Source organism: Ruegeria sp. HKCCD6119 (assembly GCF_013110585.1).
GTDB lineage: Bacteria > Pseudomonadota > Alphaproteobacteria > Rhodobacterales > Rhodobacteraceae > Ruegeria.
This window is the reverse complement of record NZ_WVQV01000003.1, coordinates 261,885-275,317: the sequence shown is the minus strand read 5'-3', so window position 1 is coordinate 275,317 and position 13,433 is coordinate 261,885. Positions and strand designations below refer to the sequence as shown.

The 13,433-nt window shown below is 58.8% G+C and carries 19 protein-coding genes; 4 read left to right on the top strand and 15 right to left on the bottom strand.

The features are described from left to right. Window positions 1-30 precede the first annotated feature (30 nt). Window positions 31-852, bottom strand: a complete 822-nt coding sequence (locus GS611_RS11345) for an ABC transporter substrate-binding protein (RefSeq protein ID WP_171635686.1) — start codon at window positions 850-852, stop codon at window positions 31-33. Further along, on the bottom strand, window positions 849-1,826 hold the full coding sequence (gene pip / locus GS611_RS11340; protein ID WP_171635684.1) for a prolyl aminopeptidase: 978 nt from the start codon (window positions 1,824-1,826) through the stop codon (window positions 849-851). Before pip ends, GS611_RS11345 begins: the two co-directional genes overlap by 4 nt. Before the next feature lie 48 nt (window positions 1,827-1,874). On the opposite strand from pip, the gene ubiG reads away from it, so the two are divergent. Continuing rightward, the gene (ubiG, locus tag GS611_RS11335; RefSeq protein WP_171120175.1) at window positions 1,875-2,621 is read left to right on the top strand and encodes a bifunctional 2-polyprenyl-6-hydroxyphenol methylase/3-demethylubiquinol 3-O-methyltransferase UbiG; all 747 of its coding nucleotides are present in this window, start codon (window positions 1,875-1,877) and stop codon (window positions 2,619-2,621) included. 4 nt (window positions 2,622-2,625) lie between these two features. On the opposite strand, the gene GS611_RS11330 is transcribed toward ubiG, so the two are convergent. Genes GS611_RS11330 through GS611_RS11315 form a run of 4 tightly spaced genes read right to left on the bottom strand, consistent with a single transcriptional unit; the run spans window position 2,626 to window position 4,999 of the window. After that, a complete protein-coding gene (locus tag GS611_RS11330; RefSeq protein WP_171635682.1) occupies window positions 2,626-3,066 on the bottom strand; it encodes a MarR family winged helix-turn-helix transcriptional regulator in 441 nt (146 codons plus the stop codon). Window positions 3,067-3,078: 12 nt separating this feature from the next. Then, a complete protein-coding gene (locus tag GS611_RS11325; RefSeq protein WP_171635680.1) occupies window positions 3,079-3,909 on the bottom strand; it encodes a carbon-nitrogen hydrolase family protein in 831 nt (276 codons plus the stop codon). After that, window positions 3,909-4,166: a glutaredoxin 3 gene (grxC, locus tag GS611_RS11320; RefSeq protein ID WP_152459773.1), complete on the bottom strand. Its 258-nt coding sequence runs from the start codon at window positions 4,164-4,166 to the stop codon at window positions 3,909-3,911. Before grxC ends, GS611_RS11325 begins: the two co-directional genes overlap by 1 nt. Before the next feature lie 38 nt (window positions 4,167-4,204). Then, entirely contained in the window at window positions 4,205-4,999 is a 795-nt protein-coding gene (locus tag GS611_RS11315) for a ComF family protein (RefSeq protein WP_171635678.1), read from the bottom strand. Here GS611_RS11315 and GS611_RS11310 point away from each other — a divergent pair. Together GS611_RS11310 and hemH are read left to right on the top strand one after the other, a co-directional pair. Then, window positions 4,950-5,780: a methyltransferase domain-containing protein gene (locus GS611_RS11310; protein ID WP_171635676.1), complete on the top strand. Its 831-nt coding sequence runs from the start codon at window positions 4,950-4,952 to the stop codon at window positions 5,778-5,780. The two genes, GS611_RS11315 and GS611_RS11310, sit on opposite strands and share 50 nt — an antisense overlap. Before the next feature lie 56 nt (window positions 5,781-5,836). Continuing rightward, window positions 5,837-6,886, top strand: a complete 1,050-nt coding sequence (hemH, locus tag GS611_RS11305) for a ferrochelatase (RefSeq protein ID WP_171635674.1) — start codon at window positions 5,837-5,839, stop codon at window positions 6,884-6,886. A gap of 72 nt (window positions 6,887-6,958) precedes the next feature. On the opposite strand, the gene GS611_RS11300 is transcribed toward hemH, so the two are convergent. Both GS611_RS11300 and GS611_RS11295 read right to left on the bottom strand, forming a co-directional pair. Further along, a complete protein-coding gene (locus GS611_RS11300; protein ID WP_117870963.1) occupies window positions 6,959-7,141 on the bottom strand; it encodes a hypothetical protein in 183 nt (60 codons plus the stop codon). A gap of 139 nt (window positions 7,142-7,280) precedes the next feature. After that, the gene (locus tag GS611_RS11295) at window positions 7,281-7,880 is read right to left on the bottom strand and encodes a L,D-transpeptidase (RefSeq protein ID WP_171635671.1); all 600 of its coding nucleotides are present in this window, start codon (window positions 7,878-7,880) and stop codon (window positions 7,281-7,283) included. A gap of 169 nt (window positions 7,881-8,049) precedes the next feature. On the opposite strand from GS611_RS11295, the gene GS611_RS11290 reads away from it, so the two are divergent. Next, complete coding sequence (locus tag GS611_RS11290) at window positions 8,050-8,565, top strand: CAP domain-containing protein (RefSeq protein ID WP_171635669.1); 516 nt, start codon at window positions 8,050-8,052, stop codon at window positions 8,563-8,565. A 55-nt stretch (window positions 8,566-8,620) separates the two neighbouring features. Here GS611_RS11290 and ptsN read toward each other — a convergent pair whose 3' ends face one another. The 7 genes from ptsN to GS611_RS11255 all read right to left on the bottom strand — a co-directional run bounded on the left by ptsN (window position 8,621) and on the right by GS611_RS11255 (window position 13,404). Next, a complete protein-coding gene (ptsN, locus tag GS611_RS11285) occupies window positions 8,621-9,085 on the bottom strand; it encodes a PTS IIA-like nitrogen regulatory protein PtsN (RefSeq protein ID WP_117872900.1) in 465 nt (154 codons plus the stop codon). 59 nt (window positions 9,086-9,144) lie between these two features. Beyond that, window positions 9,145-9,708, bottom strand: coding sequence for a ribosome hibernation-promoting factor, HPF/YfiA family (gene hpf / locus GS611_RS11280; protein ID WP_117870967.1), 564 nt, complete (start codon window positions 9,706-9,708; stop codon window positions 9,145-9,147). Between the two features lie 252 nt (window positions 9,709-9,960). Further along, entirely contained in the window at window positions 9,961-10,719 is a 759-nt protein-coding gene (lptB, locus tag GS611_RS11275) for an LPS export ABC transporter ATP-binding protein (protein WP_152459766.1), read from the bottom strand. Continuing rightward, entirely contained in the window at window positions 10,719-11,210 is a 492-nt protein-coding gene (locus tag GS611_RS11270; protein WP_371732247.1) for an LptA/OstA family protein, read from the bottom strand. The genes lptB and GS611_RS11270 overlap by 1 nt, the downstream gene beginning before the upstream one ends. Before the next feature lie 3 nt (window positions 11,211-11,213). Continuing rightward, the gene (gene lptC / locus GS611_RS11265; protein ID WP_245218082.1) at window positions 11,214-11,795 is read right to left on the bottom strand and encodes an LPS export ABC transporter periplasmic protein LptC; all 582 of its coding nucleotides are present in this window, start codon (window positions 11,793-11,795) and stop codon (window positions 11,214-11,216) included. 29 nt (window positions 11,796-11,824) lie between these two features. Continuing rightward, entirely contained in the window at window positions 11,825-12,793 is a 969-nt protein-coding gene (locus GS611_RS11260; protein WP_171635666.1) for an SIS domain-containing protein, read from the bottom strand. Beyond that, window positions 12,790-13,404: a ribonuclease D gene (locus GS611_RS11255; RefSeq protein WP_171635664.1), complete on the bottom strand. Its 615-nt coding sequence runs from the start codon at window positions 13,402-13,404 to the stop codon at window positions 12,790-12,792. Before GS611_RS11255 ends, GS611_RS11260 begins: the two co-directional genes overlap by 4 nt. Between the last annotated feature and the right edge of the window lie 29 nt (window positions 13,405-13,433).

The following is a 13,433-nucleotide window of genomic DNA, read 5'->3' as shown; positions in this document are numbered from 1 at the left end:
TGCAACCCCCTGAGGGATTCGCATTCGGATTTACACCATCCACCACCGTTCGGCGATGCGGCCATCGTCCAGCGCACCGTTCCCGGCAATCTGCCGCGGCATCCCGACAGCATCCGATACGGCAAGGGCCATGTCGGCCTCGGAGGGGTGGAACCGGACACCGCGCGTGCCTCGCATTCCGGCCCGATCCGGAAGCGCCGCGATATCGACATACCCGTCCCGCAGCGCCTCGGCGCGCACGGCTGGGTCCGGGATTACAATGACTTCAACCGCGTCAGCCCATCCGGCCTGACCATCTTTGTAATGCCCCTCGACACGGCGGCCCAGAAAATGGCGGCCATCTTCTGCCCGTTCGACACGATAGCAGCCGGTGCCGTAGGCTTTGCGCAACGGGGATACGGTTTCACCGGCGCGCGCAACAACAAAGCGGCTGTCGGCCAACAGGAATGGCAATCCGGGATTTGCCTCGGCAAGTTCAAGCCGCAGGCGGTTGGGGGCAAGCGCCTCGGGCCTTCCGATTTCGGCCAGAACGGCCAGGACATCGGCAATCTGCAAGGGTTCGCCATCGTGAAAGACCGCGTCATCACGCAGATCAAAGTTCCAGACCCGTGCGTCGGCGTCGGTTTGCCAGCCGGTCGCAAGCTCACCGCGCAACGTACCATCCGGGGCGATTTCGGTCATTGTGTCGAAAACGGCCCCACGCGCCACTTGCTCGAGGCTGTCATCGCGCGGAACAGCCAGACGCAATGTCCCGCCTTTCTTGGGCGTACCGGCAAGGGATGCTCCTGTCGCCGCTAGCAATGCGGCAGCGGCACCAGAGGCAAAGAGGGCACGGCGATCGATGCGGGTCATGCGACACCCTCCGCCACACGGTCCATGATTCGCACCAGTTCCGCGCTGATGCCCGGCTCGGACAGGGCGTGCCCCGCCTGACGAACCATTTTCAGTTCGGCATTCGGCCAGCGTTCCGCCAGCGACCAGGCGGCCTGCGGCGGGCAGATCATGTCATAGCGCCCCTGCACGATATGGCCGGGGATATGCGCGATCCGGTCCATCTGATCCAGAATCTGCCCGTCCGTTTCCAGAAACGCCTTGTTGGTGAAATAGTGATTCTCGAGCCGCGCAAAGGTGCGCGCGTATTCGCCGGGGCTTTCGCCAACCGATCCGTTGGTGTGGATCGAGGCCAGCGCGTTTTCCCAATGCGACCAGGCCCGCGCATACAGTATCTCTGTCGCGCGGTCGCCCGAAAACAGGCGTTTGTTATAGGCGGCAATGGTGTCGTTCAGTTCAACCTCGGGCAGCAGCGAGGTGAATTTCTTCCATTGCTCGGGCCAGAACCGCCCGGCGCCACCGCCGTAAAACCAGTCAAGCTCGGCCTGAGTCGCAAGGAACACCCCGCGCAACACCAGTCGAGTGACGCGATCGGGATGGGTCTGGGCATAGATCAACGCCAGAGTCGCCCCCCAGCTTCCGCCAAAAGCGATCCATTCTTCGATCTCGAAGAGTTTGCGCAGCCGCTCTATGTCGGCCACCAGATGCCACGTCGTGTTGTCCTCGACCGAGGCGGTGGGGCGCGACCGGCCACATCCGCGCTGGTCAAACAGAATCACCCTGTAGGCCTGAGGATCGAAGTATCGCCTCATGGCCGGGCTGCACCCCCCACCCGGCCCCCCGTGCAGGATCACGACGGGTATGCCGTCAGGATTTCCGCATTGTTCCACATAAATACGGTGCCCATCGCCCATATCGACCATACGCTGGTCGAAAGGGTCGATCGGCGGGTACAGATATTGAACTGCGCGCTTTTGGTCCGGGTACTTGTCCATTATGGCCCTATATAGTCCTTAAGCGTAAAAGAGCACACGGAGACAGGAATGCAAGCGCATCCGAACACGGTGGACCCGTCCGAGATCGCAAAATTCGAGGCGATGGCCGCCGAATGGTGGGACCCGCACGGGAAATTCAAACCGTTGCACATGCTTAACCCGTGCCGGCTTGACTATATAACGCAGCAGATCGCCGGAGAATTCGATCGCGACCTAAAGTCGCCTGTGCCGTTCGAAGGCCTGCGCCTGCTGGATATCGGCTGCGGCGGCGGGCTGCTGAGCGAACCGATGGCGCGTCTTGGTGCCGACGTTGTGGGCGCCGACGCCGCGGAACGCAATCTGCCCGTGGCGCGCATTCACGCTGAACAGTCCGGGCTGAAGATCGACTATCGCCATACCACAGCCGAGGACATGGCCGCTGCCGGTGAGCAATTCGATGTTGTGCTGAACATGGAAGTGGTCGAACACGTGGCTGATCCCTTGTCCTATCTGACCGCCACGCGTCAGTTGCTCAAACCTGGCGGGTTGGAGATTTGTTCCACCATCAACCGCAACCCGAAGTCTTACGCCATGGCGATTTTCGGGGCCGAGGTCGTCATGCGCTGGCTGCCGCGCGGCACCCATGAATGGAACAAGTTCATCACGCCGGACGAGCTGTTCGACCTGCTGCGTCAGGCCGGGCTGGACCCGGTGGACCGCAAAGGGTTCGTGTTCAACCCAATCCTGTGGAGCTGGTCCATCTCGGATCGGGACTTGAGCGTGAATTACGTGACGGCGAGCGTGAAGCCACAGTAGGGGGTTACTCCCCCTCCAACTGCAACCGCAAATCCCTTAGAACCGGCAGCGTGCCGCGCACCCGTTCCAGCCCCAGCTCTCCGACGACACGGTTGATCAGCGGCGCGATCGACGAAATCGCCTGATCCCGCGCACGGCGACCGGCGGGGCTGATCGCGACCATCTTGCGGCGGGCGTCGTCCCAGTCGGGGCGGATGTGGATGTACCCGGCCCATTCCAACTTGGCCAAGGTGTTGGTCATCGCTCCTCGGGTCACGTGGAACGTGTTGGCCAGTTGCGCCGGGCTACGCTCGTCCCCGACGAAAACCAGATGATTCAGCACAGAGAAATGCGAAATTTCCATACCCTTGGGTAGCACCCGGCTGAGCCGGTTGCGCAACAACTGATCCGCGGTCAGGATCTCGCTGAACAGCGTGACCGCAAGGGCGTTGGTGTCTTCCGTCATTGTTCAATTCTGTCAGGGTCCAGTGAAAGACCGGGTGTGTGTCAACGACGGCACGCGGCGGCGTGCCTCTGACACAGAACTATCATCCAAATCGAAAATGTGAATGCCCGGATCGGTACCTGCGTCGATCAGCACCTCTCCCCAAGGGGCGACAACCATGCTGTGCCCATGGGTAAAACGCGTCTTTCCGCGCATTGATGGGTGTTCCCCCGTTTGCGCGGGGGCCAAGACCCAACAGCCTGTCTCGATCGCCCGGGCCCGCAACAGCGATTCCCAATGCGCGGCGCCCGTAACAGGTGAAAACGCTGCCGGAACGGTCAGGATTCGCGCGCCTGCCTGCGCCAAAGCCGCATGCAGGTACGGAAACCGGATGTCATAACAGATGGTCAAACCCACCTTGCCAAAATCGGTTTCGGCTAGGACCGCCTTTTCGCCGGGGCGGTAGTTCTTTGATTCGCGAAACGTCTCGGTCTCGGTGACTTGCACGTCGAACATATGAATCTTGTCGTAACGCGCCACGATCTGACCTTGCGGATCGATCATGAAAGACCGGTTGGAAAACCGCCCGTCAGCGTCATGAGTTTTTATCCCCAGTGACCCGATCAACACCCACACGCCCAGTCGGGCGGCCTGTTCCCGCAGGCCGGCCAAGGTGATGTCGTCTTCTTCGTGCTGAAGAACCTCGTTTTGCCGCGTCGTACTGTTTGATACGCAATTCGTGACCTCTGGTGTCAGGATAAACCGCGCACCCTGCCCTGCCGCGTCGGCCGCCATGGCGCGCACCATGTCCAGGTTTTCGACCGGATCATCCGACGAGGTGATTTGCAGCAGCGCGGTCTTCATCAGGCCGCAAGCAGACGGTCAAGCTTGCCTTGCCGCTCCAGCTCGTAAAGGTCGTCGCAGCCGCCCACATGCTGTGTCCCGATGAAAATCTGAGGCACGGTGCGTTTGCCGCCTGCGCGCTGGATCATCTCGGGCTTGCGTTTGGGGTGCATCAGAATGTCAACTTCCTTGAACTCAACGCCTTTCTGCTTCAGCAGACGTTTGGCCGCGTGGCAAAAACCACAGAGCGGCGAGGTATAGATTTCTACGGGCTTCATGTTCCGGTCCCTTTGGGTTTCGTGCGATCTTGGGCGAATTAGGCATCCTTGGCAACGCGCGCCAGTGCCAACACGAAAATATGATTTGCCCCAGCGGCCTGACACGCACGCGTGCACGCCGCCAACGTCGCGCCGGATGTCATCACGTCATCCACCAGCAGGACATCGCGCCCCTTCAAATGCAGTGCCCGCCTTGGGTGGATGTCAATTGCGCCTGCCAAGGCTTCGTCCCTTTCCCGCGCGGTCTTTCCGTCCAGCGCCGGGGTCCGCCGTTTGCGCACCAGCAGATCCGGCATGCAGTCCAACCCGGTTTCTCGCCCTAGGTTGCGTGCCAGCAGCGCAGACTGATTGTATCGCCGTTTCAGCAGGCGTGACCAATGCAACGGCACCGGAGCAATCACCATACCGGGACGCAACAGCTCGCGCCCGGCCTGCGCCATCCAACGCGCAGCGGGGCGGGCCAGTTCGGTACGGTCACCATGTTTCAAAGCCAGAACAAGTGACCGCGCCTTCCCATCATACATCAGAGCAGCGCGGCCCGCGTTCCAGGGCGGAGGGGTTTTCAGACAATCGTCGCACTCGGTCCGGAACCTGTCTGCGCTTCCGATCACGGGCACACCACAGCTTTCGCAAACCGTGCGACCGATGAACGGCGTATCCCGCCAACACGCCCCACACAGGCCGAAATCGGATTCCGTCAGCTCTCCGCAGCCCATGCAACGCGGCGGGTAGATCAGAGCAAGGGCAGTTTGAATCCGCTGCGCAATGCGATACTTGCGACCTATGAAACTGCCCGAGCCCACCGCACCCTCTCTTTTCGACCGTAACGCCATTCTGCATCATCGCGCCCGCGCGAAGGACGACGCCTTGTTCTTGCACCGCGCCGCCATTGATGAGGTTCAGGATCGGCTCTCCATGGTTAACAGAACCTTTACGGCACCTGCGGTTGTGACCCCTTTTCCACAGCTTTGGGCAGACGTTTTTCCGGATGCCGCCATTGTCGCGGATGACGATGTGCTGTCGCTTCAACCCGGTGCGCATGATCTGGTAATTCATGCGATGGCGCTGCATTGCGCCAATGACCCGGTCGGCCAGTTGATCCAATGCAAAAGGGCTTTGAAACCGGATGGACTGGTTCTTGTTCTATGCCTTGGGGGTGAGACCCTTCACGAATTGCGCGCCGCGCTGGGTCAGGCCGAAATCAAAGTCACGGGCGGGCTCAGCCCCCGAATCGCCCCCATGGCCGAACTGCGCGACCTCGGTGGATTGTTGCAGCGGGCCGGTCTGGCATTGCCAGTGGCCGATGCCGTACCGCTGACGGCAGAATACCGCGATATCTGGCACCTGATGCACGATCTGAGGGACATGGGTGAGACCAACGCTTTGGCTGCCCGGTTGAAATGCCCAACCCGACGCAGAGTGTTCGAAGCCGCACAGCGCGTCTATTCGGATCACTTTTCGACGGAAACAGGCCGCCTTGCCGCAACCTTCGAACTGATTTGCCTGACCGGCTGGTCCCCCGATGACAGCCAACCAAAGCCGCTGCGCCCGGGGTCAGCCCAAATGCGCCTGGCAGATGCCCTGCGCACGAAAGAGGGCAAACTGCCGGATTGACGCGCAACCAAATCCCTTTATCTCAGGTCGGAACACGAAAACTCAGGAATGCTCAAATGTTTGATGCCACTCGTCCCGCTCATGCTCCTGCCGACCATCCCAAGGTCAAGATGGGCCGTGTTGGCATTTTGCTGGCCAATCTGGGCACCCCGGACGATTACACCTATTGGCCGATGCGTCGCTATCTGAACGAGTTTCTGTCGGATCAACGGGTCATCGACTATCCGAAATGGAAATGGCAACCGATTCTTCAGGCGATCATCCTCAGCAAACGGCCATTCAGTTCGGGAGAAGCCTACAAATCGATCTGGAATCACGAGAAGGGCGAAAGCCCGCTGATGACGATCACCAAGGACCAGACTGCCAAGCTGCGCGGCGCAATGCAGGATCGGTACGGGGATCAGGTGATGGTCGATTTCTGTATGCGCTACGGCAACCCCTCAACAAAGTCCAAAGTGCGCGAGATGGTTGCCGCGGGTTGTGACCGTATTCTGTTCTTCCCGCTTTACCCACAATACGCGGGCGCAACCACGGCCACCGCCAATGACCAGTTCTTTCGTGCACTGATGGATGAGGCCTGGCAGCCCGCCTCGCGAACCGTACCGGCCTATTTCGACCAACCGGCCTATATCGACGCCCTGGCGCAATCCGTTGAACGTGCCTATGCAGCGGCGGAGACAAAACCCGATATTCTGGTCTGCTCGTATCACGGGATGCCGGAACGGTATCTGCAACAGGGTGACCCCTATCATTGCCAGTGCGCCAAGACGACACGGCTGCTGAAGGAACGGCTGGGGTGGTCTGACGATCAACTGGTTTCGACGTTCCAGTCGCGATTCGGCCCCGAGGAATGGCTGAAACCCTATACAGTGGATCATGTGGCGGATTTGGCCAGGCAGGGCAAAAAGAACATAGCGGTCATCGCACCGGCATTCTCGGCCGACTGCATCGAAACGCTGGAAGAGATCAACGAAGAGATCAAGGAAAGCTTCGAAGAAGCAGGCGGCGAAACCTTCACCTATATTCCATGCCTCAATGACGATGCGGCGCACATTGCTGCATTGGGCACGGTGATCGAAGAAAACTTGCGCGGCTGGCTGGACTGACCGGCACAGCCTTGGGAAAACAAAAAAGGCGGTGGATTGCTCCACCGCCTTTTTCATGAATTCCGTGTCGGATTAGCTTGCAGCAACAGCAGCAGCAACAACGACCAGCAGGATCAGCGGCAGCAGGATGCCCTGCGACGAACCCTGAGTTTCTTCTACAACAACAGGTGCTTCAACAACCGGCTCTTCCAGGTTACCAGCATAAGCGGTCGAAGCGGCAGCAGTCAGTGCAGCAGCGAGAACGAGTTTCTTCATATTAACCTCCAGAATTTGCGCAGTTCCAATGCCCGGAACCACACATCTAAGACTTACCTCGTGGTTTTTTCTAATCAGCATTGACGCTGGAATGCAATTGCAACTTGACCGCTAAGCGGGTTCCCACACGAAAATGTCGTCAAATTAGCAACACTTGCGTGCCGACCTTCGCCATCGAGAACAGCTCGGCAATGTCTTCGTTGAACAGACCGATACAGCCATTCGACGACCGACGTCCGATTTTTCGCGTATCGTGCGTTCCGTGAATGCGGTAATACTTCCAGCTCAGGTATAAAGCGTGTGTTCCCAGCGGGTTATCTGGCCCCGGAGGAATATAGTCCGGCCATTCCGGATTTCGTTTTTTCATCGACGGCGTCGGAGACCAGCTGGGCCCTTCAACCTTGCGGATTACGCTGGTACGCCCGCGCCGGGTGAGTTCTTCGGTCAGCGGAACCGACGACGGGTACAATTTGTACACCGCTTGATCATCCGACCAATAATGCAGCGCTCTTGAGACGGTATCGACCAGAATGGCGCCATTTCTGGTGTTCGAGAAATACGGTTGCCAATCCAATGCCCGGAACCCGGATACGTTGCGGCGAACCGCCGGTTCAGTCTCGGGTGCAGGGCGCAGCGGGTCGCCCGGGATATATTGCGCCAGTGCTGGGGTTGCCAGCGTCGCAGTGGCCCCTGCCAGAAATCCCCTGCGTGTGGGCGAATGAATACGCTTTTTGACCATGACAACGGGTCCTGTGTTTAGATGAGGTCTGAAATCTATGACATTCTATTGCCAGAATGCTTCAGTCGCAAATCAAACCGGCAGAATCATGCGAGTTAGGGCCATTGCGCGTTTGCTCAGAGCCTTCAGGCGCGCTATGCCCTGTAAAGACACAATAACCAGGTCGATCATGACGCGTATCGTTTCTTTACTCTTGATTTGCTTTGTCGCGCTGGCGGCATGTACAGACACCGGCACCACGACCATTGGTGCAGACGGTCGCCCGCTGCCCACGGTCTACAAAATTCGCGGCAACCCGGAAAAGTTGCAGTTCCGTATGGTTGATTCGGTCAATGCCCTGCGCCAGGCCCAGGGATTGCAGCCTGTCCAGCTGAACGCGCAGCTGAACGCAGCAGCGGCGATCCATTCCAAGGACATGGCCAGACAGAACCGGCCCTGGCACTTTGGGTCCGACGGTTCCTCGCCGATCGATCGGGCTGCACGGGTCGGATATTTCGGCACGTTCCTCGGTGAAGCCATTTCCGAGACATACGAAACCGAAACCGAAACCCTTGCCGCCTGGATGCAGGAACCCGGACCGCGCGCCGTGATCATGGACCCCAAGGCCACGCAGATGGGGTTCGCCTGGCATCAGGAAAAAGGCGGGAAAATCTGGTGGACGCTGGAAATGGGAACCGGCGGCTGACCCCGATCACCGTACACACAAAAAAGCCCCCGAAATCCGGGGGCTTTTTTTGTGATTACGCTGCTTGCATGGACTGCGCTTCGGTCAGGATAGCATAAAGCTTGACCGGATCAGGGTTCGCCCGAAGCTTGGTGCACACCGAGGTGTCCCTCAGCGTGCGTGACACAAGGGCCAGCGCCTTGAGATGATCGACGCCGGCCTCTTCCGGCGCAAAAAGTGCAAACGCGATGTCCACGGGTTGACGATCAACCGATCCAAAGTCGATGGGCTTTTCCAGCATGACGAATACGCCCGAAACCGAATCCAGCTCGGGCAAACGCGCGTGCGGAAGCGCAACGCCATGCCCCACGCCGGTCGGGCCCAGGCTTTCCCGTTCGAGCAGACAGTCGACGACGGCCTGCGAGTCGAGCCCCAGATTGGCGGCTGCTACATCGCCTATTTCCTGAAACAACCGCTTCTTGCTGGAAGCGGCGGATAGTACACGTACTGCTTCGGGCTTTAGTATGCTCGAAAGCTCCATGATCACGCTCCATGGGCACCGCACCCGCCTCGGCGGGTGCCGCCCCGTATCCTTGCCTGTTAAGGATCAATCCAGCCGATATTACCGTCTTCGCGACGATACACGACGTTCAATCCATCCTTGTTCTCATTTCTGAACACCAGCACCGGGGCACCGGCAAGTTCCATTTGCATCACGGCTTCACCAACGCTCAAAGATGGGATTTTAGTTTCCATCTCAGCCACAATCATGGGCTGTAGCGATTCGGGTTCATCGGCCGTGTCCGATTCGTCAGAGGCGAGGATATAAGAGGACGCCCCAAAGAGTTCAACCGGCTCGGACCGATCCTTGTGGTGGTCCTTCAAACGACGTTTGTAGCGCCGCAGTTGTGTTTCCATTTTGTCGCAGCATGCCTCGAACGCCGCATAAATTTCGGTTGCATGCGCCTTGGCCTGAGCGGTCAGCCCGGTGGACAGGTGCACTGTTGTTTCGCATACATATTCATGCGCTGAACGGGAAAAGACGACGTTGGCGTCGGTAGGCCGCTGGGCATATTTGCCCACAACCTCGCCCAATTCGGTCTGCACGTGAGTCTGAAGCGCCGCACCGATGTCGATCTGTTTTCCGCTGATTTGGTAACGCATGTGATCTCCTTCACAATTCACACCCATTCTGACGTCACGTTACGCGACGAACTTGTTTTTATCGGGTGGGGGGTCGAGACACTTTCCGCGGTTGTCTTAACTCCAGCCCTTCAACGAAGGGACAACGATCTCCAGACTGGAACCGGGTAAATGCCATGGGACAATTGAGGCAAGAGACGACGGAAGAGTCAATCAAAACAGGTGTGTATATACGCGATTTCCGCCATGCATCCGACGCAGACCATAACAAGCCTATGAAATACGGAAGTTTTCGCCAAGATAGACACGGCGGACATTCTCGTTCTCGACGACTTCGTCAGGTGTGCCGGACATCAGAACCTGCCCGTCATGCAGGATATAGGCGCGGTCGACAATTTCCAGCGTTTCCCGCACGTTATGGTCGGTGATCAGAACACCGATCCCCCGTTTTTTAAGGTCGGCAACCAGATGCCGGATATCGCCGACGCTGATCGGATCAACACCCGCAAATGGTTCGTCCAGCAAAAGATATTTCGGGTCTGCGGCCAAACATCGCGCTATCTCAACGCGGCGGCGCTCACCGCCGGAAAGGGCAAGAGCAGGCGCGCGACGCAGATGTTCGATCGAGAAATCCGACAACAGCTCTTCCAGCCGTTCTTTCCGCCTGTGAGCATGAGGAACCGTGATATCCAGTACCGCGGCGATATTGTCCTCGACGCTCATGCCGCGAAAGATCGACATCTCCTGCGGCAGGTAACCGATGCCCATTCGCGCACGCCGGTACATCGGCAAAGTCGTAACATTCTGGCCGTCAATCGTGACTTTGCCGGCCTCTGGGAAAACAAGCCCCGCCACGGAATAAAAGGTCGTGGTCTTACCCGACCCGTTGGGTCCCAACAGGGCAACGACTTCGGACCGGTCCAGTGTCATCGAGACATCGCGGATCACCGTTTTCTTACGGTAGGATTTCCGCAGCTTCTCGATGCGCAGCCCGGAATTGCCTTCGGCCACTGACAGGTCGGGTCGCGCCATCAGTTGTTTCCCTGCTGAAGGATCGTCTTGACGCGCCCGGTCATGGTCGCTGTGCCCGTTGTCAGATTGGCGTTCATCTGGTCGCCGCTGATGATGCTGGGGCCTTGCGTCAGCAGGACATTGCCTTTCATCACGATCACACCGGAATCGATCGTGTATTCCGCCCAATCGCCCTCTGCCGCATCGGGCGGGCTGACCAGAACAACATTCTCGGTGGCTTCCATCCGTTCAATCGCCGAGCGTTCCTCGTTATAGATCACGAGAACCCGTTCAGCAGTCAGCCGCATTTCGCCCTGAATGACGACGACATTTCCGAGGAATTCGGCAGAACCGTCCTCCTGGTTGACGTTCAACGTTTCGGACGTGACCTCGACCGGAAGACTCGGGTCGGCATTTGCAGAACCAAAAGCCACCTGCGCCTCCTGCGCTGTCGCGGTTACGGCACCTGCAAACAGAGCAAGGCACAAAGGAACAAAACGAAAATCGAACACAGGTTATCTTTCTGCTTTTTCAGGCTCGTATACCAGCTTCACGCCGTCTGTAAAAACAATATGGACCGGTCCGTCCTTTTTTTCAGTGCCAAAGGTCATGCGTCCGGCGGAAAAATTGCCGATCGGCCCGGTTCCGTTCACCCGCCCCGGCGTGTCGCCCCGGATTTCGTCCAGCGACGTGTTGAGCAGGTCAGTCGTGACCTGAAGTCCGTCGGCAGTGGTAATCACGACGTCGCCGACAAAAGTTGCCGTGCCCTCATCGGGGCGGATCAAACCTGAATTGGAATCCAGAAATATCGTTCCACCGCTGAGAAGCCCCAGACGGCCCCGAAATTCGGATGCGGTCGGGGTTTCGTCTTCGCCGCCCTGCTTGGCCTGGATGGCTTCGATCTGGACATCTTCGCCTTTGCGGGTTGTCCCTCGATATTTCGGCTGTGTGACCACCTGTTGCGCCAATCGCTCGTCAATGTCTTTTTCGGCGAATGGCACCGATACGTTGGTTTCGATGCTGCGAGACAGCAGGAACACTGTGGACAGCATCAGAATGGCCGCAAGTGGCAACAGAACCTTCAGGAACTGTACCATGCGGGAATACCTGTCCAATTCGACCTCCCTCAGCCCAGACCGACGCGCAAGCAGTCGTGGATATGCAGAAGACCCAGCGCCTGTCCGGATGCAGCCTCGTCGACCACAAACAGCGAAGTGATCTTGCGATCATTCATGATCGCCACCGCCTCTTCGGCCAATGCGTCCGGTGTTATGGTGGTCGGATTGGCGGTCATGACCTGCTCGGTCGTTTTGTCCAGCAGACCGTCCATGTGTCGCCGCAAGTCACCGTCCGTAATGATGCCCGACAAATGCCCCTGCGCATCCGTTACACCGGCCACGCCGAAGCCCTTTTGGCTAATTTCGATCAGAGCGTCGCTCATCGCGGTGTTCGCCGCGACCAGAGGCAGGGCGTCGCCTGTATGCATCAGGTCGCGCACCGTACTCAGCCGCGCACCCAGCTTTCCGCCGGGGTGGAAGGCGCGAAAATCCTCGGGGCGGAAGTCGCGATACTTCATCAGCGCAATGGCCAGCGCATCGCCCATTGCAAGGGTCAGCGTCGTCGAGATCGAAGGCACCATGCCGAAACCGCAGGCCTCGCCCATCGACGGTATCAGCAGATGCACATCAGCCTGTTTCATCAACGTGCTTTCTGGCTTGCTGGATAGCCCGATCAGCGGAATGCCAAAGCGGCGCGTAAAGGCAAGCAGGTTGGCCAGCTCAGGCGCTTCGCCCGAATTCGAAATCGCCAGCACCACATCGCCTTTGGAAACCATGCCCAGATCTCCATGGCTGGCCTCGGCCGGGTGCACGAAATAGGCGGGCGTTCCGGTACTGGCCAGAGTGGCGGCAATCTTGTGGCCGATATGGCCCGATTTTCCGATGCCACTGATGATGATGCGCCCGGCGGCTTTCAGGATCAGATGCACGGCCTCGGCAAAATGCTCGTCAAGGCTGTCGGCCAGCACATCCAGCGCGCGGGCCTCGTCAGTGACGACCTGGCGGGCGGTTCTCAGAAATGCTTCGGTGTCGGTCATGAGTGTGCAAAGATATCCGTTTCGGGCCAACCGGCGAGGTCCAGCTTCGCACGCATCGGCAGGAAATCAAAACAGGCCTGCGCCATCTCGGTCCGGCCCTCGCGCGCCAGCCGCTTGTTCAACTCGTCGCGCAGGCGGTGCAGATAAAGAACGTCCGAGGCCGCATAGTCCAGCTGAGCATCGGTCAGGGTTTCAGCGCCCCAGTCGCTCATCTGCTGTTGTTTCGAGATATCCACGCCGATCAGTTCCTGGCACAGGTTCTTCAGCCCGTGACGGTCGGTGTAGGTGCGCACCAGCCGGCTGGCGATCTTGGTGCAGTAAACCGGCGCGGCCAGGGCACCAAAGGTGTGATACATCGCGGCGATGTCGAACCGCCCGAAATGGAACAGCTTCAGGACATCGGGGTTTTCCAGCATGGCACTCAGGTTCGGGGCTACGGTCTGGCCCTTGTCCACCTGGATGATATGGCTGTTACCGTCGCCGCCTGACATTTGGATCACGCACAGGCGATCGCGATGCGGGTTCAGCCCCATGGTTTCACAGTCAATGGCCACAACCGGGCCCAGATCCAGCCCATCCGGCAGATCGTTTTTGTACAAATGGTTCGCCACCCGACTATTCCTTTGTGCGATATCGCCTC